This is a genomic window from Haloglomus halophilum, from assembly GCF_024298885.1.
GTDB lineage: Archaea > Halobacteriota > Halobacteria > Halobacteriales > Haloarculaceae > Haloglomus > Haloglomus halophilum.
The window spans coordinates 2,011,071-2,033,301 of record NZ_CP101166.1; the positions used below are offsets into that span (position 1 = coordinate 2,011,071).

At 67.2% G+C, this 22,231-nt stretch carries 21 protein-coding genes; 11 read left to right on the forward strand and 10 right to left on the reverse strand.

Annotated elements, in window-relative coordinates:
* The first annotated feature begins 65 nt into the window (after nt 1–65).
* The 3 genes from NL114_RS09755 (at nt 66) to grpE (ending at nt 5,926) form a co-directional block, all read left to right on the forward strand.
* A complete protein-coding gene (locus NL114_RS09755) occupies nt 66–1,616 on the forward strand; it encodes an Hsp70 family protein (RefSeq protein ID WP_254824602.1) in 1,551 nt (516 codons plus the stop codon).
* A 113-nt stretch (nt 1,617–1,729) separates the two neighbouring features.
* Nucleotides 1,730–3,310 (forward strand): Hsp70 family protein, encoded by a 1,581-nt coding sequence (locus NL114_RS09760; protein WP_254824603.1) that lies wholly within the window; start codon nt 1,730–1,732, stop codon nt 3,308–3,310.
* 141 nt (nt 3,311–3,451) lie between these two features.
* Nucleotides 3,452–5,926, forward strand: a complete 2,475-nt coding sequence (gene grpE / locus NL114_RS09765; protein WP_254824604.1) for a nucleotide exchange factor GrpE — start codon at nt 3,452–3,454, stop codon at nt 5,924–5,926.
* A gap of 60 nt (nt 5,927–5,986) precedes the next feature.
* Here the strand turns inward: grpE and NL114_RS09770 are convergent, their stop codons facing one another.
* Both NL114_RS09770 and NL114_RS09775 read right to left on the reverse strand, forming a co-directional pair.
* Nucleotides 5,987–7,192: a hypothetical protein gene (locus tag NL114_RS09770; protein WP_254824605.1), complete on the reverse strand. Its 1,206-nt coding sequence runs from the start codon at nt 7,190–7,192 to the stop codon at nt 5,987–5,989.
* The gene (locus NL114_RS09775; protein WP_254824606.1) at nt 7,177–8,097 is read right to left on the reverse strand and encodes a hypothetical protein; all 921 of its coding nucleotides are present in this window, start codon (nt 8,095–8,097) and stop codon (nt 7,177–7,179) included. The genes NL114_RS09770 and NL114_RS09775 overlap by 16 nt, the downstream gene beginning before the upstream one ends.
* A gap of 229 nt (nt 8,098–8,326) precedes the next feature.
* Between NL114_RS09775 and NL114_RS09780 the strand changes: the two genes are divergently transcribed.
* Complete coding sequence (locus NL114_RS09780) at nt 8,327–9,646, forward strand: RNA-guided endonuclease InsQ/TnpB family protein (RefSeq protein ID WP_254824607.1); 1,320 nt, start codon at nt 8,327–8,329, stop codon at nt 9,644–9,646.
* A gap of 89 nt (nt 9,647–9,735) precedes the next feature.
* On the opposite strand, the gene NL114_RS09785 is transcribed toward NL114_RS09780, so the two are convergent.
* The 3 genes from NL114_RS09785 to NL114_RS09795 form a co-directional block, all read right to left on the reverse strand.
* Nucleotides 9,736–10,377, reverse strand: coding sequence for a hypothetical protein (locus NL114_RS09785; RefSeq protein ID WP_254824608.1), 642 nt, complete (start codon nt 10,375–10,377; stop codon nt 9,736–9,738).
* 101 nt (nt 10,378–10,478) lie between these two features.
* Nucleotides 10,479–10,931, reverse strand: coding sequence for a hypothetical protein (locus NL114_RS09790; RefSeq protein ID WP_254824609.1), 453 nt, complete (start codon nt 10,929–10,931; stop codon nt 10,479–10,481).
* Nucleotides 10,928–11,437 carry a zinc ribbon domain-containing protein gene (locus NL114_RS09795; protein ID WP_254824610.1) on the reverse strand — a complete coding sequence of 170 codons (510 nt, stop codon included), beginning with the start codon at nt 11,435–11,437 and terminating at the stop codon, nt 10,928–10,930. Before NL114_RS09795 ends, NL114_RS09790 begins: the two co-directional genes overlap by 4 nt.
* A 108-nt stretch (nt 11,438–11,545) precedes the next feature.
* On the opposite strand from NL114_RS09795, the gene NL114_RS09800 reads away from it, so the two are divergent.
* A complete protein-coding gene (locus tag NL114_RS09800; protein WP_254824611.1) occupies nt 11,546–12,445 on the forward strand; it encodes a PKD domain-containing protein in 900 nt (299 codons plus the stop codon).
* Between the two features lie 14 nt (nt 12,446–12,459).
* On the opposite strand, the gene NL114_RS09805 is transcribed toward NL114_RS09800, so the two are convergent.
* Nucleotides 12,460–14,490 (reverse strand): PKD domain-containing protein, encoded by a 2,031-nt coding sequence (locus NL114_RS09805; protein WP_254824612.1) that lies wholly within the window; start codon nt 14,488–14,490, stop codon nt 12,460–12,462.
* Between the two features lie 361 nt (nt 14,491–14,851).
* Between NL114_RS09805 and NL114_RS09810 the strand changes: the two genes are divergently transcribed.
* Both NL114_RS09810 and NL114_RS09815 read left to right on the forward strand, forming a co-directional pair.
* A complete protein-coding gene (locus NL114_RS09810) occupies nt 14,852–16,606 on the forward strand; it encodes a cbb3-type cytochrome c oxidase subunit I (RefSeq protein WP_434084112.1) in 1,755 nt (584 codons plus the stop codon).
* A gap of 83 nt (nt 16,607–16,689) precedes the next feature.
* Entirely contained in the window at nt 16,690–17,460 is a 771-nt protein-coding gene (locus NL114_RS09815) for an MOSC domain-containing protein (RefSeq protein ID WP_254824704.1), read from the forward strand.
* Between the two features lie 19 nt (nt 17,461–17,479).
* Here NL114_RS09815 and NL114_RS09820 read toward each other — a convergent pair whose 3' ends face one another.
* Nucleotides 17,480–18,124: a DUF7998 family protein gene (locus NL114_RS09820; RefSeq protein WP_254824613.1), complete on the reverse strand. Its 645-nt coding sequence runs from the start codon at nt 18,122–18,124 to the stop codon at nt 17,480–17,482.
* Between the two features lie 140 nt (nt 18,125–18,264).
* Here NL114_RS09820 and NL114_RS09825 point away from each other — a divergent pair, with 140 nt between their 5' ends.
* Both NL114_RS09825 and NL114_RS09830 read left to right on the forward strand, forming a co-directional pair.
* Nucleotides 18,265–18,444 carry a hypothetical protein gene (locus NL114_RS09825; RefSeq protein ID WP_254824614.1) on the forward strand — a complete coding sequence of 60 codons (180 nt, stop codon included), beginning with the start codon at nt 18,265–18,267 and terminating at the stop codon, nt 18,442–18,444.
* A gap of 178 nt (nt 18,445–18,622) precedes the next feature.
* Nucleotides 18,623–19,996, forward strand: coding sequence for a hypothetical protein (locus NL114_RS09830; protein WP_254824615.1), 1,374 nt, complete (start codon nt 18,623–18,625; stop codon nt 19,994–19,996).
* 83 nt (nt 19,997–20,079) lie between these two features.
* Here NL114_RS09830 and NL114_RS09835 read toward each other — a convergent pair whose 3' ends face one another.
* Nucleotides 20,080–20,385: a cupin domain-containing protein gene (locus NL114_RS09835; RefSeq protein WP_254824616.1), complete on the reverse strand. Its 306-nt coding sequence runs from the start codon at nt 20,383–20,385 to the stop codon at nt 20,080–20,082.
* The gene (locus NL114_RS09840) at nt 20,382–20,762 is read right to left on the reverse strand and encodes a cupin domain-containing protein (RefSeq protein WP_254824617.1); all 381 of its coding nucleotides are present in this window, start codon (nt 20,760–20,762) and stop codon (nt 20,382–20,384) included. Before NL114_RS09840 ends, NL114_RS09835 begins: the two co-directional genes overlap by 4 nt.
* 196 nt (nt 20,763–20,958) lie before the next feature.
* Here NL114_RS09840 and NL114_RS09845 point away from each other — a divergent pair, with 196 nt between their 5' ends.
* A complete protein-coding gene (locus NL114_RS09845; RefSeq protein WP_254824618.1) occupies nt 20,959–21,243 on the forward strand; it encodes a hypothetical protein in 285 nt (94 codons plus the stop codon).
* A gap of 69 nt (nt 21,244–21,312) precedes the next feature.
* Here the strand turns inward: NL114_RS09845 and NL114_RS09850 are convergent, their stop codons facing one another.
* Nucleotides 21,313–21,780 carry a metal-dependent transcriptional regulator gene (locus NL114_RS09850; RefSeq protein WP_254824619.1) on the reverse strand — a complete coding sequence of 156 codons (468 nt, stop codon included), beginning with the start codon at nt 21,778–21,780 and terminating at the stop codon, nt 21,313–21,315.
* A gap of 204 nt (nt 21,781–21,984) precedes the next feature.
* Between NL114_RS09850 and NL114_RS09855 the strand changes: the two genes are divergently transcribed.
* A complete protein-coding gene (locus NL114_RS09855) occupies nt 21,985–22,221 on the forward strand; it encodes a DUF2249 domain-containing protein (protein ID WP_254824620.1) in 237 nt (78 codons plus the stop codon).
* The last annotated feature ends 10 nt before the right edge of the window (nt 22,222–22,231 follow it).

Below are 22,231 nucleotides of genomic sequence, written 5' to 3' on the forward strand. Positions count from 1 at the left end.
CCGCCGTCGGTCGATGCCGCCGACCTGTGGGGTAGTTTTATTCGCATTTTCTGCGAGACGCGACTATGCGCATCGGTATCGACCTGGGGACGACGACCTGCGCGATGGCGTACTTCGATATCGAGACGGAGGAGACGAGGCTGATTCGGAACGACCGGGGGGAGGAGTTCACGCCACCGGTCGTATATATCGACTCCAGGGGCGCGGACGGAGCCCGCCCGGTGGTCGGTGAGGCAGCGCTCGCCAACCGCCCGCTCAACCCCGAGCGCGTCCTCACCCACACCCGACAGGATATCGACGGGGAGGAGGTGACGTATCAGGTCGGTGACGAAGAGTACACGCCCGTACAGGCCGCGACGTACATCCTCGCTCACCTGAAGGAGCAGGCCGAGCGCTCGCTCGACGAGGATGTCGAGGGCGCGGTCATCACCGTGCCGCACGACTTCGCGACCCCCGGGCGCAAGCGGACGGAGAAGGCCGCGGAGGCGGCGGGATTCGAGGTGGACGAGATCATCGACGAACCGACGGCCGCCTGTCTCTCGTACATCTACCAGAACGATATCGACGGGACCCTGCTCGTCTACGACCTCGGGGGGAAGCGCTTCGACGCCACGCTGGTCGAGGTGGGGACGCTGGTCGATGTCGTCGCCACCGAGAGTGACCACGAACTCGGTGGCGAGGACTTCGACGATGCGCTGTACGACTACGTGAGTCAGAAGATCGTCGACAAGGGCGGGCCTGACCCGGCGAACGCCCACGAGCAGGACCGGGCCGCTCTCCAGGAGGAAGTCACGGACGCGAAGCACGCGCTCTCGTACCTCGAACGGGAGCTATTCGTCTGGGAGGGTGTCGAGGTGGAGGTGACTCGCGAGGAACTCGAGTCGGTCCTCAACGAGCACATCCAGCGAACCATCGACAGGACGGCCGCCCTGTTCGAGACGGACGCCGTACGGGACGAGGGTATCACGAGAGACGACGTCGACCACGTCCTGCTGGTCGGTGGGAGTACGCGTCTCCCGCCGGTCCAGGAGCGCGTCGAGGCGTTCTTCGGGCAGGAGCCGCGGTTCGACATCGACCCGGATACTGTCGTCGCCCGAGGCGCGGCGCTCCAGGCCGCCGAGTATCGTGACGACTTCCACTCCGATCGCCCCGGGCATGGGGATGCAGACCTCCTGGCGTACAACATCGGCATCGAGTCGCACGCCGGAACCTTCATCGAGATTCTCGAGACTGGGGCGAGACTCCCCGCGGAGGTGACCGAGACCTACACGAACCCCGCCGACAACGCGACGGAGTTACGGATTCCACTCTGGGCGGAGGGCGAGGACGGGGAACCGGTCGACGAGGCCGGACGAGTGGGGGACATCGTCCTCGAGGGGCTTCCGAAGCGGCCGGCCGGCGAACTCCATCTCGAGGTGACGCTCACGGTCCAGCACGACGGTAGCCTGCACGTCGAGGCCGTCGAGACGGGGACCGGAACGACCGTCGAAGCGACCCTGGATATCGACGGTGACGACCCGTGGCCGGACATCGAGAACGAGGTGCCGGACCCCGATATCGAGGCCTTCGACCACTCTCGCCCCGGCTCCCGGGATGAGGATGCTTCCGACGGCTGACGGCGAGGCGGCGACCTGTCGAGGAGCTGTCGGAAACGTACCCGTCCCGCGGCCCCCTTCCTCCCTCGACCTGTGGGGTAATTTTATTCTTCCCCCGAGAGGATAACCCATCCATGCGGATAGGAATCGACCTGGGGACGACGAACAGCGCGATGGCGTACCTCGATGCCGAGGACGGGGGGACCGAAATGATTCAGAACGACCGGGGGGACGACACTACACCGTCGGTCGTACTGATTGAGGAGGATGCCGACGAGGGGGACCAGATTACGGTCGGCGAGGCGGCACTCACCCGGCGCCGTATCAGCCCCGAGCGAGTCCTCGCTCGTACCAAGCAGGACATCGACAAGGAAGAGGAGGTGACGTACGAGATCGGTGGCGAGGAGTACACGCCCGTGCAGGCCGCGTCGTACATCCTGGGCTACCTGAAGGAGCAGGCCGAGCAGTCGCTCGACGAGGCGGTCGAGGGGGCGGTCATCACCGTGCCGTACGACTTCGCGAACCGTGGTCGCCAGCGGACGGAGAAGGCCGCGGAGGCGGCGGGGTTCGAGGTCGACGAGATCATCAACGAGCCGACGGCCGCCTGTCTCTCCTACATCCACCAGGAGGATGTCGACGGGACGCTGCTCGTGTACGACCTGGGTGGTGGGACGTTCGACGCGACACTGGTCGAGGCGGGAGCGCTCATCAACGTCGTCTCCACGGAGGGTGATGGTGAACTCGGTGGCGAGGACTTCGACGACGCGCTGTACGAGCACGTGAGTCAGAAGATCGTCGACGAGGGTGGGCCCGACCCGGCGGACGCCCACGAGCAGGACCAGGCTTCTCTCCAGAAGGAGGTCAAGGACGCGAAGCACGACCTCTCGGACCTCAACAACACGATGTTCGTCTGGGAGAATACCGAGGTGGAGGTGACCCGCGAGGAGTTCGAGTCGGTCATCGACGACAAGATACAGCAGACCATCGAGAAGATGGATGCGCTGTTCGAGAAGGACGCCGTGCAGGACGAGGGCATCGACAAGGGCGACATCGACAACGTCCTGCTGGTCGGCGGGAGCACGCGCATCCCGCTGGTCAGCGAGCGTGTCGAGGCGTTCTTCGAGCAGGAACCGAAGTACAACGTCGACCCGGACACGGTGGTCGCCCGGGGCGCGGCGCTCCAGGCCGCGGAGTACCGTGAGGAAGTTCCCGACGACATGACGGTGGACGTCACCATCCACAACGTCCTCTCGCACAACGTCGGCGTCGAACTGGACGACGACACCTTCGACGAGATCCTCCCCGAGGACGTGAACGTCCCGACGGACGAGACGCGGACGTACACGAATCCGCGGGACAACATCTCGAAGATCCGGGTCCCGGTCTGGGAGAAGGCCGAGGACGGGGCACCGGTCGAGAAGCCCGACGACGCCGAGGAACTCGGCGAACTCATGCTCGAGGGAATCCCCGAGCGGCCGGCCGGCGAACTAGACATCGAAGTGACGTTCGACGCGGGCCACGACGGTACCCTGCACGTCGAGGCCGTCGAACTGGAGACCGGAACGACCGTCGAGACGACGCTCGAGATCGGCATCGACGACCCGTTCCCACCGAGTACGGGCGACGGTGACCAGGACGACACCATCCCCCGTCCCGGTGACGAGTTCGACGCCTCCCGTCCCGGCGCGCAGGACGAGGAAGCCGCTGACGACTGACGCCGCCGGGCCACTCGTTTTTCGCGGCCGGTTCCGCGGTTCGTTTCTGCCACCCACCAGTCCCCCGACCGCCCGCCGTCGGTGCGATGTCGCCGAGGGGACCCGCTCAGAATTAAGTGCGTCCCCGCCCGTTCCACAGCCATGACCGATTCATCCCGCGGGGGGCCGCGGCCACTGGGTGTGGACCTGGGGAGTGCGACGACGACCGGAACCGTCGTCGAGGCGGGGACGCCACGGCTGCTGGAGGTCGACGGGCAGTCGGCCCTGCCGACGAGATTCGCGGTCACGACGGAGGCGGGCATCGTCGTCGGCGAGGACGCGACCACGACCGACGGGGACGGGATGACGCCGCTCCCGTATCTCGATGACGGCCCGACCGGCACCACGCCGGACGACCTGCCGCTGCCGGTGTTCTTCGGAGAACTCCGACGCACCTGGATGGCGTCGCTGAACGACGGCCGCCCGGTGACCGACGGCGGCGAGGACCGGGACGGTGGCATCGACGATATCGAGGGCGTCGAACGGGTCGACACCGACGAGACGGCCGACGACGAGGACGAGTCGGACGCGGACGCTCCCGACGCCGACGCTGGCGACGCGGGTGACGACACCGAGACGGACGCTGACGACGACGCTGCCGCCGCCGACACCGCTGACGAGGACCGCGACGCGGACACCGACGAGGGGACGGCGGTGAAGACCCGCACGGACGCCGAGGCGGCGGCCGAGGCCGACGACGGGGCGGACGACGAACCCGCGACCGACGACGCGACCGACACGGCCGACGCAGAGACCGGCACAGGCACCGAGGACGCCGACGAGTCGGGCACCGAGGCGTCCGTTGACGCCGGCGCAGACCGTTCCGACGCGGACTCGGTCCCGGCCGACGATGCCGATGTCGAGTCCGGGACGGACGAAGAAGAGTCCGACCCCGCCACCGAGGACACCACCGAGACGGCGCCGGCCGGCGCCTTCGGCCCGACCACGATAACGGTCCCGGGCCCCTACGCCGCGTCGGACCTCGCGGCCGTCGAGTCGGCCGCCGAGGCCGCCGGCTTCGGCGACCCGCTGGCGGTCCGGGCTCCGGTGGCCGTCGCGGCGACGGAACTCCCCGACTGCGAGGACGAGCGGACCGTCGCGGTCGCCGACATCGGCGCCAACTGGGGGTCGTTCGCGGTCGTCACGGTGCGGCCCGATGGCGAGCTGTCGGTGGCCGCGCGGACCTCGTTGACCGACCACGGCCGCGCGGCGCTCGACGACACGCTGGCGACCTGGCTGGTCGACCGTGTCGGCCGCGACCACGGCGTCACGTTCCGGCTCGACGACGGTGCCAGGGCCCGGGTTCGGGAGGCCGCACACGAGGCGCTCGACACGGTCGCGAGCGGCGACGACGGCGCCGCGACCATCGACCTGGAGCTCTCGGAGGGCGTCGAGGTGGTCGAGGGCGGCGTGTTCGGCGCGGACGCCCTGTCGCCCACCATCGAGCTGACGATGGACGACTGCTTCGACGCGCTCGCCGACCATCTCCGGGCGATACAGGGGTCCATCGACGACCTGCTGAGGGCGGCCGCCGTCGACGACATCGACACGCTGCTCCTGACCGGCGACGGGACCCGGCCGGCGCCAGTCCTGTTCGCCGTCGAGAACGCGTTCGACCAGCGGTCGCAGCCGCCGGCCGAGGGCGACCGGTACACGGCCGCGTCGGTCGGTGCCGCGCTGCTCGCGTCGGCGCGTGCCGGCAGCGACGACCCCGTCGTCGACGAGACGTACGACCGGGACGTGGAACTCCACGCACTCGGCGAGTCCGGCCCCGAGGCGCGCCGCCTCGACGCGCCCGGGACCGGCCCGGGCAGGCCATGTCGGACGGAGCTCGTTCCGGCCTCGGAGACGCAGCTCTCCGGGGTCTTCGAGCTCCAGCTCCGTCACCGCATCACCGGCGAGCGCGAGCACGCCGGCACGTACGTCTGCTCCGGCCTCCCGAGCGGGGCCGACGAGGGGCGGCTGACCGTCTCCTTCGACGCCCCGGCTGCCCGTCTCGACGCCGCGAACGCCGGCGATGCCGTGACTGTCGAGCCGGTCGCGGACGAGGCCGCACCCGAAGCGGACGCGAGCGCGACCGACGGCGGCGCCGTGCCCGACCGGGCTGGCGAGTTCACGTTCGCCCGTGACGACGAGGCCGGCGCGCCCTGGCTGGCCCACGCGGATATCGACCGAGCGGCTCTTCCCGCCTCCGAGCGCGGCGGCGACGACGGGCAGCCCGGACTCGATGCCCGCTCGGACACCGAGCGTGCCCTCGCGGCCGTCGACGAGGAGTCCGTGGCCCGCGCGGCCTGGAAACTCCGCAACAAGCTCTGGAAGCAGGGCGTCCGGAAGGGCGACGGGATCCCAGGCGACGACCTCCAGCTCCTGTTCCGGGAACTCGACCAGAACCTCTCGATGGCGTCCGTCGAGATCATCGAGCCGGAGCTCGGCTCGATGTTTGACGACCAGCGCCACTGGGTCGTCGAGGCCCGGGAGACGGACGAGCCCGCGGAGACGATTCTGGAGGTGAAGTCGCTTGGCGTCGCCGTCGACGGCAACGTGCTCGAACAGGCCGAGGTCACCGTCGCGAAGTAACGGTACGGGTTCGAGCCGACGGTCCTCGTCGCGACGTGAAGTGCTGGCGGCCGCCCGCTGCTACCGGGGGACGTTCTCCCCGTCCTCGGCGACCGCCTCGTACGCGTCCGTCGACCGGGTCCTGTCGATGCGGCGGACGGCCTCGCGGGCGACCTGCTCGCTCTGTGCGTCGAGTTCGTCACGCAGGTTCTCCCGGAGCTCCGCCAGCAGTTCCTCGGTCACCTGCTCCCAGATGCCCTCGCGTTTGGCCGCGAGCTTCTCGTCGATGGCGGCGGCGACCTCCGGGTCGATGTCGCTGAACTCGTGGGGGTTGAGGAGCTCGAACTCCTCCTTCTCGTTGCCACCGCCGACGAGGCTCTGCACGCGTCCGGTGAAGCCACCGCTGTCGTCCTCCTGTTCGTCCCGCAGCCGCCCCTTCTCGACGTCCTCCATGAGCTTCGCCGCCTCGAGCGGGTACCGGTCGAACGCCCGCTCGGTCTCTTTCCGGACTGCCGCGAACTTCTCGGCCACGGCGTCCTCCAGCTGGGCGGTATCCCGGATCCGGGCCCGGTCGAGCCGTCGCCGCGAGCGCAGTTCGTCGTGGTAGGTCGGGAGCGCGTCGATGCTGAGGGCGTTCCGGTCGGCGAGGTGCTGGACAGTCCGGACCAGTCGACGGTCCGGCTCGACCTGCTGTTGCTCTGCCTCCTCGCCGATGACATCGAAGTAGTCGGTCGGCCGCCGCTCGGGCGAGACGAAGCGCAACTCCGGGAGTGCGCCCCGCACGCTCCCGACGAACTGGTCGAGCTGCTGTATGGGCATCCGACACTTCACGGAGTCGTGCCGGTACTCTTCCCACACTCGTGCGACGAACCTCGCGTTGATATCACCGGGAGCGCTGAAGCCGCTGTCACGGCGTTCGATTCTGAATGTCTTCTCGGGCTCCGGTTCGGCCGTGTACGAATCGACCCGACACTCCTCCAGCAGTTTGGCGAGCCTCGGCAGGGGAACCTGGGCCGCCTCCTCGAGTGGCATCACGAACAGGTCGAAGTATGGGACCTCGCCTCTGGTCCACTCCGCGCCGCCACTCTCCTGCTTCCGTTCGAAGCCGAATACGAGGGCGTTGCCGATGCCCTCGAAGAACCCGCCTTCCTTGCGGTCGAGTGCCGAATCGGCCTCGATCAGCAACTCCCTGAGCCGCCCCTCGTCGACCGGCAGCGATGCCCCCCGCTGATACGAGAACGTGTCGTATATCGCGTGATGGATCTCCAGCGTTACTGTTCCAGCCATTGAATCACCTTGTTGAACCCTTTGACCTCGAATCCCCCGTGACCGTCCGCAGTGAGCGTCCCCGTCTCGGTCTGTGGCGCCCCCTTGTCGGGGACCGAGACACCGAAGAAGTCGACCTCACGGTTCGTATCGACGAAGTTGAGGATGTCGGCTACCTTCGGAACGGAGCCCCGGTTGATGCGGTCGGTCAGATGCTCGAGGAGCTCCTGGTCGCGCATGCTCGGAGTTATCACCTGCCTCAGCATTCGCGTCACGAACCCGGGGTTCGTCGATTCGGGGTCGTACCCGTACCAGTCGACGGCGATCGGAATCACGGCGACGTCGGTGAACTCCTCGTTGGCGTGCTTGATGTCCTCGGTATCGTACGCGATGTCCTTGTTCTCCTCTGTCGCTTTGTACAGGTTCAGGAGGAAGATGGCCTTGTCGGAGCTGTAGTAGTGGTGGAGGAAGGCGGTCTTCCAGACATCGGGCGATGTCGGCGAGACTCCGCGTTCGAAGTCCGGCTTGATGTTCTTCTCGTACTCGGTCTTGATGTCCTCCGGGTCGTCCGTTTGCCCCTTCTTGATCTGTCTGATGAGCGGGAGCATGTCGACACCGCCATCGATGGCTGCCTTCAGCCCCTCGCCGGGCAGGTCGATGAGGTTCACCGTCGTCGCGGGGCGGCTGAACGACTTCCCCGTCAGCTCGTATCTCGCGATGTACCCGTCCTGTGTCTTGTCGGGGTACTGGTTCCCCGTGAACATCCGCTTCCTGACTCCCTTCTGGTAGTCCTTCTTGCTCCCGTAGATGGTGCTGTTGATGCCGAAGCCGCTCGTCCTGTCGACGTGCTGCAGGAGCCCCCCCGCGAACGTGGATTTCGCCCCCCCGCTGCCCGCGATGAGCATCACACTGTTCTCCTCGTCCATCTATACCCCCCCGTCGGTGACACCTGTCCGGGTGTGGTGCATCGGTATCGTTTCCGAGAACGCGAGCGCTATTATAAATAACGAGGAGAATACCTGCGCCTCTAGACACGGGATGAATCCGATAACCCACTCCACAGGCTACCGTCGATAGCAAGGCCGGATGTTCCACTATCCAACAGCAAATTTTAGAAATTATACCAGTATAACCCGTTATAGAGGCGTTCCACGGATGCTGGAAGTCCACCGCACTCATCGGGCGAAGATCCGCAACCACTCGCAGGTCACGGACTCGATTGACCGGCACGGGTGGAGCGCCAGCAAACTCTGGAACGTCGCTAACTACCACTCCCGCCAGGTCTGGGAGGGGACGGGTGAGATTCCCGACCACGGCGACCTCAAAGACGAGTTGAAGGATCATCCAAAGTACAAGGGACTGCACAGCCAGTCCAGTCAGCGAGTTCTGGAGGAACTCGCTGAAGCCTTCAACTCGTGGTACGAAAAGAGGAAGGCCGACAACCGTGCGAATCCGCCCGGCTACCGCAAACGCAACTACTACGACGAGGAAGGCCGTCGTGTCCATGAGGAACACCCCCGTAGCACGGTGACGTGGAAGCAGAACGGCATCCGACACGACACCAAGCACAACCGCATCCGACTCTCAAAAGGGGCAAACCACAAAAATCACCCCCGCGACCGCGACTACATCCTCGTCGAGTACGAGATGCGTCCCGGCATCACGGTCGAGAACCTGCAACAAGTCAGGGCCGTGTACGACCAACCGAAGGAGCAGTGGGAACTGCACCTCGTCTGCAAACACGAGGTGGAGACGCCTGACCCGTCCGGTGAGGAGACGGCGGGTATCGACCTCGGCGTCTCGAACTTCGCCGCTGTCGCCTACAGCACGGAGGACGCCAACCTGTATCCCGGCAATCGCCTGAAACAGGACGGGTACTACTTCCCGAAGGAAATCGCTAAATGCGATGATAGTAGTGGCGAGCGAGCCACTCATCTGCACCAGAAGTGGTCGGAGCGCCGCACTCATTTCTTCCACTCGCTGGCGAAACACATCGTCCAGCGGTGCATTGAGAAGGGCGTTTGTCGCATCAACGTCGGCAATCTCGAAGGCGTCCGCGAGGACGATACCGGCGAAGCGAAAGACTGGGGACGACACGGCAACCTCAATCTGCACGGTTGGGCGTTCGACCGATTCCGCCAGATCCTTAGCTACAAGGCGAAAGTAGAGGGCATCGAGGTCGTGGAGGTGTCCGAGCGGAACACGTCGAAGACGTGTTGCGTCTGCGGTAGAGAAGATGAGAGTCAGCGCGCTGAACGCGGCCTGTACGTCTGCGAGGAGTGTGACGCGGCGTTCAATGCTGATGCGAACGGGGCGGAGAATATCCGTCTCGATATCAACGCAAGTAACTCCGAGTCTCCGCCCGTTTTGGACGGGGATAGGAGTATCGGCTGGTTGGCACAGCCGGCAGTCTACCTGTATGACCTCTCCCGAGGATTCCAACCTCAACGAGAGGTGGTGAACTGCAAACCCTAATATCCCAACGCTCGGGATTCCTCCGCCTTCAGGCGGAGGAGGATGTCAATTCCTTCCCGTCGGTCTGCCTGTCGCGGAACGCCCTGTTCTCAGGGAAGCGATTTCAGGTACTGGATGAGCGCCCCGTCAGCCAGTCGCGTCGGTTCGAGGAACACGGCAAGCGCGCGGGCCCCCCACGAGTCGTCCTGTGTCTTCTCCAGCTCGGCGAGCAGGATGTTCCGGTAGCCGTAGAGGATCGCGGTCAGCAGGAGTACCGCGATCAGGAAGTACGGCTGGCCGAGCGCGAAGAAGCCGGCCAGGCAGTAGGCGACACCGAACAGGTACACCTCGTGGCCGAAGCCGGTCAGGATCCCGATGAACAGAGTGTTCGACGGGTTGTTGAACCGGTAGTGGAGGAACCCGCCGCCGACCACCATCCCCAGGTAGAGGCCGTTCATGAGGAGATCCGTCGTGGTGATGAACGGCGGCGGGAGCAGCAGTGCGACGCCGACGGCCAGGCTCAACACCGCGTAGGCGTAGTTCCCGACCTGACTGTTGGCCTGCCACAGCGAGACGAGCAACACGCCGAGGAACAGGAAGCCGATGCTGTACTGGAACCCGAAGACGAAATCCGGGAAGCCGAACGTCTGACGGTCGACGAGGAACCGGAACCCGATCGACGAGATGGCCAGCAGTACCCCCCCGCCGATGAGGAATCCCAGGTTCTCCTTCTCGTACCTTGAGAGCCCCATTCGACAACACGTCGCGGGCACTCGGTAATCAATCCTCCGTCGACCGGCCGCCGGCCGGCGGTCCCGGCGGCGCAGTGACGGCGGCTGTTGCCGGCCGGCGGTCAGGGGATCGACTTCACGAGGCTCGCGATGCGAGCGATCGCGGCGTTGGAGAAGCTGATCGCCGTGAACACCGCCAGATACGCAACCAGCCCGATGGTCTTGACCGTCGCGAGCGCGCGGTCGAGCGGTCCGGCCGACTGGGGCTGTTCCCCCACCAGCGCCAGTCCGGTCGCGAACTCGCGGATCTGCGTGTCGACGGTCGCACCGACCGTCGCGACCCACGTCCCCGACGGCCCCCAGGTCGCTACCAGCAGGGCGTAGAACAGGAAACCGGCCAGGATGGCCGTCGAACGTTTGCGCCAGGTCCGCTCGATGCTCGTCACCTGGGCCCGCTTGCGCTGTACGTGGGCGAAGCCGTACGCCAGCACCATCCCGGCGCCGGCGACGTTCAACACGTCGGTCAGCGGCGACGTTGTCTGGGCCTGGAGTACGAAGGTCGGGAATCCACTCATGTATCGAGTTTGTAGCCACAGCTGCTGTTCGCACAGAACGTCGCGTCCGGGCCGTTCTGTTCGCCACAGTTCGGACACTGGGTGCCGGGGGCGCTGCCGCCGCCGGTGGTGCCGCCCCCGCCGGTGGTGCCGGAGCCGCTACTCGTGGTCGAGCTGCCGGTGTTGCCGGTGCTGGTGCCCGTCCCGGACCCGCTGGTGCCTGTTCCGGAGCCAGTGTTGCCCGCTCCGGACCCGCCGGAGGCGCTCGTCCCGCTCCCGCTCGGCAGCATCGCCGCCGGGCTCCAGCCGTAATGACTGGCGGCGGCCGCGACCGGTGCGACGAGCGCGAGCGTTCCCATGAGGAGCATGAGGGGCTCGAACAGGATGAGGAAGGCCGCCGTCACCCCGACGGCGAGCAGGCCGGCGAGCTCCGGGCCGCGGTTGAAGAAGTAGTCCGCGAGCCGGTAGCTCCCGACGAGGGTCAGTAGCGCCGCAATCGTCCCCAGCATCCCCACTAACTCGGGCATGTCCCGTCCGTGGTTACTTCGAGGCCAAGTATAACAGTTTGGTCACTCGGCGCGGCGCCGGCTGTGACTCTAGGGTTTTTGTCCGCCCGCCGTCCACCCAGGGAACGAATGCGGGATTACCGGCTTCTCCTGGTGGCCGCACTCGTGCTAACCGCGGGCTGCACCGGTGGCTCCATCACCGGGGGGGACGCGACCATCGTCGACCGGGTCGACGGGGACTGTGACGACCGACACAGCGAGGTCGATATCCGGCTGTCGCTCTCGTACACCGACAGCGCCGACCTGTTCTCCGAGACGGATGCCGTGATTCTGGTCGAGTACACGGACGGGGGCCAGTGGGCGCGGGCGACGCGCATCGGTGACGCTCCCAGCGGTGGCATCGAGCGGACGGTTTCGCTCACGGGGTCGGACTTCGGTGGCGTGGAGGGCCCGGTCCGACTGCGGGTCAGCGTGCTCGATTCGGATGTCACCAGCAACCAGGACCTGGGGTCGGTCCCGGTCGGCGAGGTGGCCGTCGAGCCACAGTCGGCGGACCGCGGGACACTCTCGGCGGGCTTCGACTGGCGCGGGGAACTCCGCCGGAACACCACGGTCACCTTCGTGGCCGGTGACCGGTCGGACTCGGACTGTCCCGTCGTCTCCTACGACTGGGACTTCGACGGCGATGGGACCCCCGAGCGCGAGGGACGGACGGTCACGTACCGGTTCCAGTCCGACGGGTACCATACGGTCGAGCTGACGCTCGCCGATAGCCGCGACCGGGAGGCCAGCGTCGAGCGCGAGGTACTCGTCGTGTTCGACCCCGACGGTGACGGCGTGACCAGCGCCATCGAGCGCGCCCGCGGCACCGACCCCCGTGACCCGGACACCGACGACGACCTCTTCCACGACGGCATCGACCCGGCCCCGACCTCGCTCCTCGTTCCGACGGGCCTCATCCAGGGCGTGCTGTTCGCCCTGCTGTTCGGCGCGTTCCTGTACAGCACCCGTGATTCCTTGCCACCATAGGATGCCCAACCGTCCTAGGGTGTCAGCGGGTCCCTGAGAACCAGCACCGCCAGCAGCCCCGTCAGCAGTACCTGGATTCCACCGAGCGGGAACCAGGCGATGTTCGGCAGCGGGTCCATCCCGTCGCTGAACAGGTCACCGTCCGTGTCCGGGGCCGTCGGGTCGAGTCCCCGTTCGGTCTCGGGGCCGTCCTCGACCCCATCGCCGTCCGTATCGGCGACTAACGGGTCCGTGTCGGCATCGACCTCGCGGCCGTCGTCGAGGCCGTCGCCGTCGGTGTCGGCTCGCGTCGGGTCGGTGCCGAGTTCGAGTTCACGTGGGTCGTCGAGGCCGTCGTCGTCCGTATCCGTGGCGGTCGGGTCGGTGCCGAGTTCGAGTTCGCGGGGGTCCTCGAGGCCGTCGTCGTCCGTATCCGTGGCGGTCGGGTCGGTGCCGAGGTCGACCTCGCGACCGTCGTCGAGGCCGTCGTCGTCGGTGTCGGGGACGGTCGGGTCCGCGCCCGCTTCCAGTTCGGGGCCGTCGTCGAGGCCATCGTCGTCGGTGTCGGGGCTGGTGGGGTCGGTATCGAGTTCGAGTTCGCGGGGGTCCTCGAGGCCGTCGTCGTCCGTATCCGTGGCGGTCGGGTCGGTGCCGAGTTCGAGTTCGCGGGGGTCGTCGAGACCGTCGCCATCCGTATCCACCATGGACGGATCAGTTCCATAGTCCTCGACCTCGGGGCCGTCCCGCAGTCCGTCGCCGTCCGTGTCCGGGTCGAGGGGGTTCGTCCCGAGGGCCACTTCCCGACCGTCGGTGAGGCCGTCGTCGTCCGTATCGCGTACCAGCGGGTCGGTGTCGAACTCGGTCACCTCGCGTCCGTCGTCGAGGCCGTCCTCGTCGGTGTCCTCGTCGGTCGGGTCGGTGTCGAGTTCGAAGTACTCGCGGCCGTCGTCCAGTCCGTCGCCGTCGGTGTCGGGGTCGGTCGGGTCGGTGCCGACGTCCTCGACCTCTCGACGGTCGTCCAGTCCGTCACCGTCGGTGTCGGGGTCGGTCGGGTCGGTCCCGAGACGCTCGATCTCTCGGCCGTCCCGAAATCCGTCCCCATCGGTGTCCGGGGCGAGGGGGTCGGTGTCGAATTCGGTCACCTCGCGTCCGTCGGCCAGTCCGTCATCGTCGGTGTCTGCTGACGTCGGATCGGTCCCGAGCTCTCTCTCTCTCAGGTCATCCAGCCCATCACCATCCGTGTCCTCATCGAGGGGATCCGTCCCGAGCTCCACCTCTTTCCCGTCGATGAGACCGTCACCATCGGTATCCGAGTTCGTCGGGTCCGTACCGTAGTCCTCCACCTCTGGTCCATCCAGCAGTCCATCGTCATCCGTATCGGGGTCGTCGAGGTCGGTTCCCGTCGCGTTCTCCTCCTGATCCAACAGCCCATCGCTATCCGAGTCGATCCGGATGGAGATGTTCCTGGTCGTGCTATCCGAGCCGCCGTGCGAGTCAACGACCGTCAACGAGATCTTCGCCGCTCCCTGCTCTTCGAAGACGTGGGTGATCCGCTGTCCTCGCTTTTCGGGGGTGCCGTCGTCGTCCAGGTCCCACTTGTACTTCCGGATACTATCGCGGAGATCACCGGGGTCCGACGCGGACCCGTCCAGCGTCACGTTCGAACCTGCGCTCGGCTCGGAGGGAGAAACACTGAACTCGGCCACCGGTGCCGTATTGGCGAAGACCGTCTGGTACGTGGTATCCGTGTGCCCGTCCTCGGTAGTGACGGTCAGCACGATCTCGTGAGCACCACCCGTCTCGAAGGTTTTCGATACGGTTGGCCCGATCGCGTCCGTGGTGCCGTCCTTGTCGAAATCCCATTCGTACGATTCGATTTCGTCGTTACACTCCTGCTCCGAGTTCACCTGGTTCGAACATGCCGTGGAGCTGCTCGCGTCGAACGTGACCTCCTCGCCCACCATCGGGTTGTCGGGCTCGACGGCCACGCTGGCATCCGGTTCGTTGTCGGCCGTAGCGCCCGTCACGAGGCCCTGCGCAGGCGGCACGGTGATGCTGAGGATCATGACAAGAACCGAGAGGAAAAGGACACCCCGCCTTGAATATCGAACACAGTCTGATATCTGCCGAAACTTGCTGGTGACTCCCATACCCCAGAGCCCTCGTTGGGTCGTAGATGACTAAAACCTCATGTCTTGCAGGGGAAGCCGCCAGGGTCGAGTGATCGTCTCGTGGATTGTCACGATGGCTCTGGTCCAACCGTCTACCGGGCTTCAGGAGCGACGGTTGGGGGACCGACTGTAGGAAGGCTCGTTCGATATCTGGATCGGCCGACCCGGGCTTCGACCGGGAATCGTTCCTCCCGTGGGGACAGCCCCGAACATGTTCCCGGAAACCCCCTTTACCGAGTGCTCGGCACGCCGCAGTATGGCGATTGGCGCAGTATCCCTCGTCTCCACACTCGTGATGGGGGTCCTCCTGGTGGTCGTCGGTAGTCTGCTCGGTCGGACCGTGGCGTGGCGCTCGTACACTCCCGGCGGTGGATTCGTGGTCGGAGAGCGAACCGACCACCGCGAGAAACCGACGGGACTCACGCGCTGGCTCACCACCGTCGACCACAGGGATATCGGCCTCATGTACGGCGTCTTCGCGGTCCTCTCGTTCGCCTGGGGCGGCATCGCGGTCACGCTGATGCGGACGGAACTCGTGACCCCTCCGGCGGACCTCCTCGACCCGGCGCTGTACAACGCGCTGCTGACGAGTCACGGCATCACGATGCTGTTCCTGTTCGGAACGCCGATACTGGCGGCCTTCTCGAACTACATGATCCCGCTGCTCATCGGCGCCGACGACATGGCGTTCCCCCGCATCAACGCCATCGCGTTCTGGTTGCTGCCGCCCGGCGCGTTGCTCATCTGGGGCGGGTTGCTCCTCGCGCCGCTCAACGTCGGTATCGAAGGGGCACAGACCGCCTGGACCATCTACACCCCGCTCTCGGTCGAGCAGGCCAATCCCGGTGTGGACCTGATGCTACTGGGCCTCCACCTGACTGGGGTCAGCGCGACGATGGGCGCCATCAACTTCGTCGCAACCATCTTCGTCGAGCGCGACGACGAGGTGAACTGGGCGAACCTCGATATCTTCTCGTGGACGGTTCTGGTCCAGTCGGTGCAGATCATCTTCGCGTTCCCGCTGCTGGGGAGCGCGCTGGTCATGCTGCTGCTGGACCGGAACTTCGGCACGGCGTTCTTCGCGGTCGAGGGGGGCTCGCCCATCCTCTGGCAGCACCTGTTCTGGTTCTTCGGCCACCCCGAGGTGTACATCCTCGTCCTCCCCCCGATGGGGCTGGTCAGCTACATCATCCCGCGGTTCTCCGGCCGGAAGCTGTTCGGCTTCAAGTTCGTCGTCTACTCCACGCTCGCGCTCGGCGTTCTCTCCTTCGGCGTCTGGGCTCACCACATGTTCAGCACGGGTATCGACCCGCGTATCCGGGCCTCGTTCATGGCCGTCTCCATCGCCATCGCCGTCCCGAGCGCGGTGAAGACGTTCAACTGGATCACGACGATGTGGAACGGGAGCCTCCGGTTGCGGGCGCCGATGCTGTTCTGCATCGGCTTCATCGCGAACTTCATCATCGGCGGCATCACCGGCGTGTTCGAGGCCGCTATCCCGGTCGACCTGGTGCTCCACGACACCTACCACGTCGTCGCGCACTTCCACTACGTCATCATGGGCGGCATCGCCTTCGCCGTCTTCGCCGGCATCTACTACTGGTTCCCGCTGGTGACTGGTCGGTGGTACCAGCGGACGCTGGCGAAGTGGCACTTCTGGCTCACGATGGTCGGGACGAACGTGACGTTCTTCCCGATGATCATGCTCGGCTACGGCGGGATGCCCCGCCGGTACGCGAGCTACGAGCTGTCCGTCGGTCCCGTCGCGTACTTCGCCGACCTCCACCAGCTCGCGACGCTCGGCGTCTACCTGCTCGTCGCCGGGCAGGTCGTCTTCCTCTGGAACGTCGTGACCTCGTGGCTCGAAGGGGTGGAGATCGAGAGCGGCGACCCCTGGGACCTGGCCGAACAGGGGCTGCTGACCCGGGAGTGGCGCTGGCTCGACCGGCGCCGGGACCGGGAGCCAGCCCTGGCGGATGGCGGCTCCGAAGACGGTCCGGAGGGCGGGTAGCGGCTGGCGTTCGGGTACTGCTCCGCGGTCCCGACAGCGTTCGGACGAACGCCTATTGTCGGCGGGAACGGTACGTCGACATGATGGCCCGCTTGGAACGACTCCGGGTGTTCCCGCTGAAGGGGTTGGACGGTATCGACGTCGAGGCGGCCGAGCTCATCGAGGGCGGGACACTGGAACACGACCGCGAGTTCGCCCTCTTCGACGACGAGGGGGATGTCGTCAACGGGAAACGGACCGCGCGGGTCCACGACCTCACGACCGACTTCGACCCCGACGAGGGCACGTTCCGGGTCGAGACCCCCGACGGCGAGACGTTCCGGTTCGACCCGGAGACGGAGCGCGAGCGCGCGGCCCGGTGGTTCGGGTCGTTCTTCGATGCGGACCTGACGCTCCGGCGGGACGCGTCGCTCGGGTTCGTCGACCGGCGCGAGATGGGCCCGTCGGTCATCAGCACGGCGACGCTCGAGACGGTCGCCGCCTGGTTCGACGGGATGACCGTCGATGGTGCTCGTCGGCGCCTCCGGGCGAACATCGAGGTCTCGGGGGTGCCCCCGTTCTGGGAGGACCGGTTCGTGGGGGAGACCGCCCCCGGCTTCGAGGTCGGCGGCGTCCGGTTCGAGGGCGTGACGCCCTGCGGCCGGTGTGTCGTCCCCGAGCGCGACCCCGACACCGGTGAGCCGACGCCCGAGTTCCGCCAGCGGTTCGTGGAGCGACGCAGGGAGACGTTCCCCGCGTGGGCCGACGAGGACGCGTTCGACCACCACTACACGCTGATGATCATCACCCGTGTCCCGGAGTCGGACCGCGGGGCGACCCTCCGCGTCGGCGACGAGGTCACGACGCTCCAGTGAGTCCGGCGGAGACGGATTCTCAGAACGGCGCGTCGGGAATGCTCCGGCTGCCCTCCTCGTCCTGGACGGCTCGCTCCGTCGGGGGCGACCCCACCGCAGCGCTGTCCTCGGGCTCGGCCGTCGCGTCGCCGGTTTCGAGGTACGTCCGTTCCAGCTCCGTGAGCTGGTCGTTGATGCCGCCGCTCTGGTGGTGCATCGGGGCCACACGGACCCGGACGAGGTCGTACTCGTGTCGGTCCGAGAGGGCGTTCCACGCCCGGAACGACCCGATTGTCAGCGTGTGGCTCTGCGGACAGAACGGGGTCGTCGGCGTGAACTCCGCACGGAGGACACGCTCCGCCTCCTCCTCTTCGATGGCGTCGTCGTCCTCGCGTTCGGCGTCATCGGCGTCCCCGCACTCGACGGCGTAGCGGTAGCCGGCGTTCTCGTGGCGCGTGTCCAGGTTCAGCCGGGCGAGGTTGTAGTTGAACGTCATGTCGTACACCGTCCGCTCCTCGAACAGCGCCCGCGTCAGGCGGTGGAACGCCGCGTGCTCGCGCCCCGTCAGCACGTCGTGCCCTTCGAGGAACGGCCCCGGTTCCGGGAGGTTCCCGGGGACGAACTCGCCGTAGCGCTCGAACAGTGTGCCGCCGTCGCCGCCGAACGGGGATGGGAAGCCGGGCATGGACGGACGTTCACCGTCGACCAGCGTCCACCTGTCGCCGAAGATGTTCGTGTGGGGGTGCCCCCCGACCCGGACCGACTCGGCCCGACCCGAACGGATTCGGCTGAAACCCCAACCCGGAGCGTCGCCACCGCGAGCATATGCAACTGCACTCGTCCGTGGCGAGCCGCCCCGGACTCGTCGCTGCCGGCCTGTGTTCGATGGTCGGGCTCCTGTTGCAGGGACCGGACGCGGCGGTCCTGTGGGCCCTCGTCGGCTACTTCGCGGCGAAGTCGCTCCAGAGCGTGGTCTGGACCTGGACGGGCGGCCCGAGCGCCTGATACTGGCGGGCGTCGCATCACGTCGGCAGCCTGCCGGGGACGGAGGAGGAGCACGACCGCCAGCGGTCGTGACCCACCGGTCGGCCGGTCGGGAGCCAGTGGTCGTGTCCCACCGGTCGGCCGGTCGGGAACATGTTCGGGGATGCACGCAGGAGGTGTCGGTACCGTACTGTGACGTATGGGCGCGATTCCGGGGAACGTCGAGACGGACCAGCAGCCACCGATGACGGTCCCGCTGCGGCACTTCGTCGTGGCCCTCGGGTTCCTGCTCGGGGGCGTGCTGGTCGGGCTCGGGCTCGCCGTCGACGCCGTCCCCGGGCTGGGGACGCTCGCGCACGTCCACCTGCTGCTGGCGGGCTGGATCTGCGTCACGATCATGGGTGCGATGACCCAGTTCGTCCCCGTCTGGTCGGGCATCACCCTCCACTCGCGTCGCCTCGCGAACCTCCAGCTGGTGCTCGTCGGCGTCGGGCTGGTCGGGTTCGTCGCCGGGCTCGTCCTCGGCTCGCCGACGTGGCTGCTCCCGTTCGGCGGGCTCATGCTCGTCGGATTCTGGACGTTCGTCTACAACATCGCCCGGACGCTGGCCGCGGTCGAGTCCTACGACGTGACCGAGCGGCACTTCCTGCTCGCGCTGGGCTTCTTCGCCGTCCTCACCGTGCTGGGGTTCCTGCTTGCCGTGGGGTTCACACGGCCGCTGTTCGCGGATACGGGTGTCGACCGCACGGGTGTCGTGGGGGCCCACGCGACGGTCGCCGTCTTCGGCGCCGTCCTGACGACCGTCTACGGCGCCCTCTACCAGCTCGCGACGATGTTCACCCAGACGGAACTCCACGGGGTCGACGAGTACCTCCAGCCGGTCGAGGCGGTCGGCCATCCGGTCGGGGTCGTCCTCCTGGCGCTCGGTCGGCTCGTCGACACGGTGGTCGTCGCACGCGTCGGCGCCGCGCTCGTTCTGGCGGCGGCGCTCGCCTTCGGGACGATCCTCGCGCGGAAGCTCGTCGAGATGCAGGTCGACTGGACGCCGATGCACACGCGGTACGCGGTCGCCGTCCCGGCGTTGCTCGGCTGGGCGCTCGTCACGGCGCCGGCGTGGCTGCAGGCGCCGACTGCACCGGCACACCGGTTCGGCGCCCCCGGCGCGGTCCACCTGCTCGTCCTCGGCGCCGTCGGCTTCGTCGTCCTCGGAACGCTGTACCACATCGTCCCGTTCATCATCTGGGTCCACCGGTACAGCGACCTGCTGGGGCTCGAGGACGTTCCGATGATCGACGACCTCTACGACGACCGGCTGGCGACGGCCGACGCGACGCTGCTGGTGACCGGGCTGCTCGCGCTCGTCGCGGCGGCGTGGCTCGGGCTCCCGGCAGCCGTCCAGGCCATCGGCGGCGTACTGGTGAGCCTCGGGGTCGTCGTGTTCGGCGCGAACATGCTGCTGGTCATCCACGATCACAGCCCGCACTCCGTCGGCCGCATCCTCCTCGGGGCCCTCGACCCGCGTCGGGAACCGACGCCGGCGGAGGAGGCCTCACCTGGCGAGTCGTCACGGTGAGGGCTCCCGGGCTGGCGTCCCGGTGGTCGGCCGCCTCGCCGTCGTTCCGTATCCGACGGGCCCCGGGTCTCGACGCCGCCGGGTCAGTCGTCCGACCGGGGCGCCAGAACGATCAGCGCGGTGCTCGCCTCGATGGCTCGCGGCGAGATCTCCTGATCGCCGTCGAAGCGGGCGATGTCACCTGCTGTCAGGTCGTGCGTCTCTCCCCCGACCTGTAACTCGATCCGTCCCTCGACCAGGTAGAGGACGATCTCGCGGTCGGGGTGGCTGTGGGGAGCGACCGCTCCACCGGCGTCGAGCGTGAGTCTGACCGTCTTCGGCTCCGCGTCGGGGAAGACGTTCGCGTGGGGCTGTCCCTCCAGTTCGTCGAGGTCGTGGGTCGTGGTCATGGGTCGTGTGGGTCGAACTCGTTCCGCCGGAGTCCCTCGCGGACCGGTCCGTGTTCGGCGTCGGTCGGCGGCGGTGCGGTGACGAGCAGGGCCTCCAGCCGCGAGTCGGTGTCGGCCCTGACGCCTCGGTCGGTGTCCGCCCCGACGACGACCACGTCGCCCGGTTCGACGCGGTGCTCCTCGTCGCCGTCGCGGACGAGTCCGGTCCCCGAGCGGACGTGGATCGCCACGTCGCTGGATGGGGCGTGGACCGGGATGAACTGCTCGGGCTCGAAGTACCCGCAGACGACCTTCATCCGGTCGCTGCGGAACACCTCGACCGCCGAGAACTGGTCGTCGTCGTACGCGCGCTCCGCGTCGAAGTCGGTCGCCGTCATATCTTCCTCCACCACTGCCCCGACGAATCGGGGCGATCGGTGCTGCGCTCCCGCCCTACTGGTTTAGGCCTACCTAGATTCATACGGGTTCGACTGTGACGAGACGGAGGAAAAGCGTTGGTCCGAACATGTTCCGTTCTACTCGCCCGAACACCTTCGCCCCGAGAGCCAGGTCCGGGGAGTCCCTCTTCCCCGTATGTCCGAGGCCGAATCCGGTTCCAGTATCCAGGTGACGTTCCATCCTCAGGAGTGGGTCGATTCGAGCGGCAAGGCCCACGAACGGGGCCGGAAACAGCTGATTCCGGCGGACGGCCGTGACCCGGTCAGCTTCACGGTTCCGTGGGCCGATGGAACCGACCCGTCGGGCCGGCCCTTCGAGAACGAGTCGTACGAGGCGAACCAGCTCCGGGACCACCCGGCGGCTCCGGACTGGGTGAACGACTGGGACGGGCCGTACTTCGTCACGCTGGACCCGGGGTAGTCCTGCCCCTCGACGGGAACCATCGCCGTCCCCGGGCCGGCGCCGGACCGCCGCGATCCGCTCGGGTCCTCAGGCCGCGCACCGCTCGGCGTCACCGTTCGCCTCCGGGCAGCGCCCCAGACACGCCGACCCGACGAGTTCCCGGAGCCGGCGTACCCCGCGCTCCGGCAGCGCGAAGCCGATATCGAACGCCGTCCCGTCATCGAGCGTCGTATCCAGCTCCGAATCGAAGAAGGTGGAGACGACACAGAGCCGCCAGCCGGCCTGCCTGGCGAGGGCCTCTCCCCGGTCGGTGAGCGTCACGCCCTCGTACTTCTCGTAGTCGACCAGTCCGCGGTCGTCGAGCTTCGACACCATCCCGGTGACGCTGGGCTGGGCCACGCCCAGGTGTTCGTGAAGTTCCCCGGTCGTGACCCGACCCGTCCCGGACCCTGAGCGGACGGCGATGGCGAACAGGTAGCGTGCCGCGCCCCGCTCGATATCCGCCAGTGTTGGTGCGGGCGATGGGGCCGTCCGTGCCTGTGGTTCCGAGGACATACCCGCCGAATCGCTGTCCCCCCCCGAAAGCCTAGGTGCGAACACCTTCGCATCGAGGGGGGATACGGGGACTCCGCCACTGTGGCCCGTACCGGCTCGGAGTTCGGCATCGTTCGGAGCCCGGTCCCGGCCGACCGGCCCAGGTCGGCCCGAGACGAACATCATCGGGTGAACGCATAGTTCGATACGTGTCGATGGTCGGGTATGCGCTCGGAAGCATCCGGCGACCCGGACAGACAGCTGGACGTGCGGGAGATCGACGGCGAGCCGTTCGAGGACATCATGGCCGCGCTCGACGAGTTGCCCGAGGAGGAGTCGCTGCTGCTGATCAACAGCTTCGAGCCCGAGCCGCTCTACGGTGTGCTCGAGGACCGCGGCTTCGAGCACGAGACGGCCAACCCTGCACCCGGGGAGTGGCACGTCGAGATCTCGAGAGCCTGAGCATCGTCGC

What these genes read in the sequence shown, in the direction of transcription:
- NL114_RS09755 (WP_254824602.1), top strand. Translation starts at nt 66, where the DNA reads ATGCGCATCGGTATCGACCTGGGGACGACGACCTGCGCGATGGCGTAC.
- NL114_RS09760 (WP_254824603.1), top strand. Translation starts at nt 1,730, where the DNA reads ATGCGGATAGGAATCGACCTGGGGACGACGAACAGCGCGATGGCGTAC.
- grpE (WP_254824604.1), top strand. Translation starts at nt 3,452, where the DNA reads ATGACCGATTCATCCCGCGGGGGGCCGCGGCCACTGGGTGTGGACCTG.
- NL114_RS09770 (WP_254824605.1), bottom strand. Translation starts at nt 7,192, where the DNA reads ATGGCTGGAACAGTAACGCTGGAGATCCATCACGCGATATACGACACG.
- NL114_RS09775 (WP_254824606.1), bottom strand. Translation starts at nt 8,097, where the DNA reads ATGGACGAGGAGAACAGTGTGATGCTCATCGCGGGCAGCGGGGGGGCG.
- NL114_RS09780 (WP_254824607.1), top strand. Translation starts at nt 8,327, where the DNA reads ATGCTGGAAGTCCACCGCACTCATCGGGCGAAGATCCGCAACCACTCG.
- NL114_RS09785 (WP_254824608.1), bottom strand. Translation starts at nt 10,377, where the DNA reads ATGGGGCTCTCAAGGTACGAGAAGGAGAACCTGGGATTCCTCATCGGC.
- NL114_RS09790 (WP_254824609.1), bottom strand. Translation starts at nt 10,931, where the DNA reads ATGAGTGGATTCCCGACCTTCGTACTCCAGGCCCAGACAACGTCGCCG.
- NL114_RS09795 (WP_254824610.1), bottom strand. Translation starts at nt 11,437, where the DNA reads ATGCCCGAGTTAGTGGGGATGCTGGGGACGATTGCGGCGCTACTGACC.
- NL114_RS09800 (WP_254824611.1), top strand. Translation starts at nt 11,546, where the DNA reads ATGCGGGATTACCGGCTTCTCCTGGTGGCCGCACTCGTGCTAACCGCG.
- NL114_RS09805 (WP_254824612.1), bottom strand. Translation starts at nt 14,490, where the DNA reads ATGATCCTCAGCATCACCGTGCCGCCTGCGCAGGGCCTCGTGACGGGC.
- NL114_RS09810 (WP_434084112.1), top strand. Translation starts at nt 14,852, where the DNA reads ATGGCGATTGGCGCAGTATCCCTCGTCTCCACACTCGTGATGGGGGTC.
- NL114_RS09815 (WP_254824704.1), top strand. Translation starts at nt 16,690, where the DNA reads ATGGCCCGCTTGGAACGACTCCGGGTGTTCCCGCTGAAGGGGTTGGAC.
- NL114_RS09820 (WP_254824613.1), bottom strand. Translation starts at nt 18,124, where the DNA reads ATGCCCGGCTTCCCATCCCCGTTCGGCGGCGACGGCGGCACACTGTTC.
- NL114_RS09825 (WP_254824614.1), top strand. Translation starts at nt 18,265, where the DNA reads ATGCAACTGCACTCGTCCGTGGCGAGCCGCCCCGGACTCGTCGCTGCC.
- NL114_RS09830 (WP_254824615.1), top strand. Translation starts at nt 18,623, where the DNA reads ATGGGCGCGATTCCGGGGAACGTCGAGACGGACCAGCAGCCACCGATG.
- NL114_RS09835 (WP_254824616.1), bottom strand. Translation starts at nt 20,385, where the DNA reads ATGACCACGACCCACGACCTCGACGAACTGGAGGGACAGCCCCACGCG.
- NL114_RS09840 (WP_254824617.1), bottom strand. Translation starts at nt 20,762, where the DNA reads ATGACGGCGACCGACTTCGACGCGGAGCGCGCGTACGACGACGACCAG.
- NL114_RS09845 (WP_254824618.1), top strand. Translation starts at nt 20,959, where the DNA reads ATGTCCGAGGCCGAATCCGGTTCCAGTATCCAGGTGACGTTCCATCCT.
- NL114_RS09850 (WP_254824619.1), bottom strand. Translation starts at nt 21,780, where the DNA reads ATGTCCTCGGAACCACAGGCACGGACGGCCCCATCGCCCGCACCAACA.
- NL114_RS09855 (WP_254824620.1), top strand. Translation starts at nt 21,985, where the DNA reads ATGCGCTCGGAAGCATCCGGCGACCCGGACAGACAGCTGGACGTGCGG.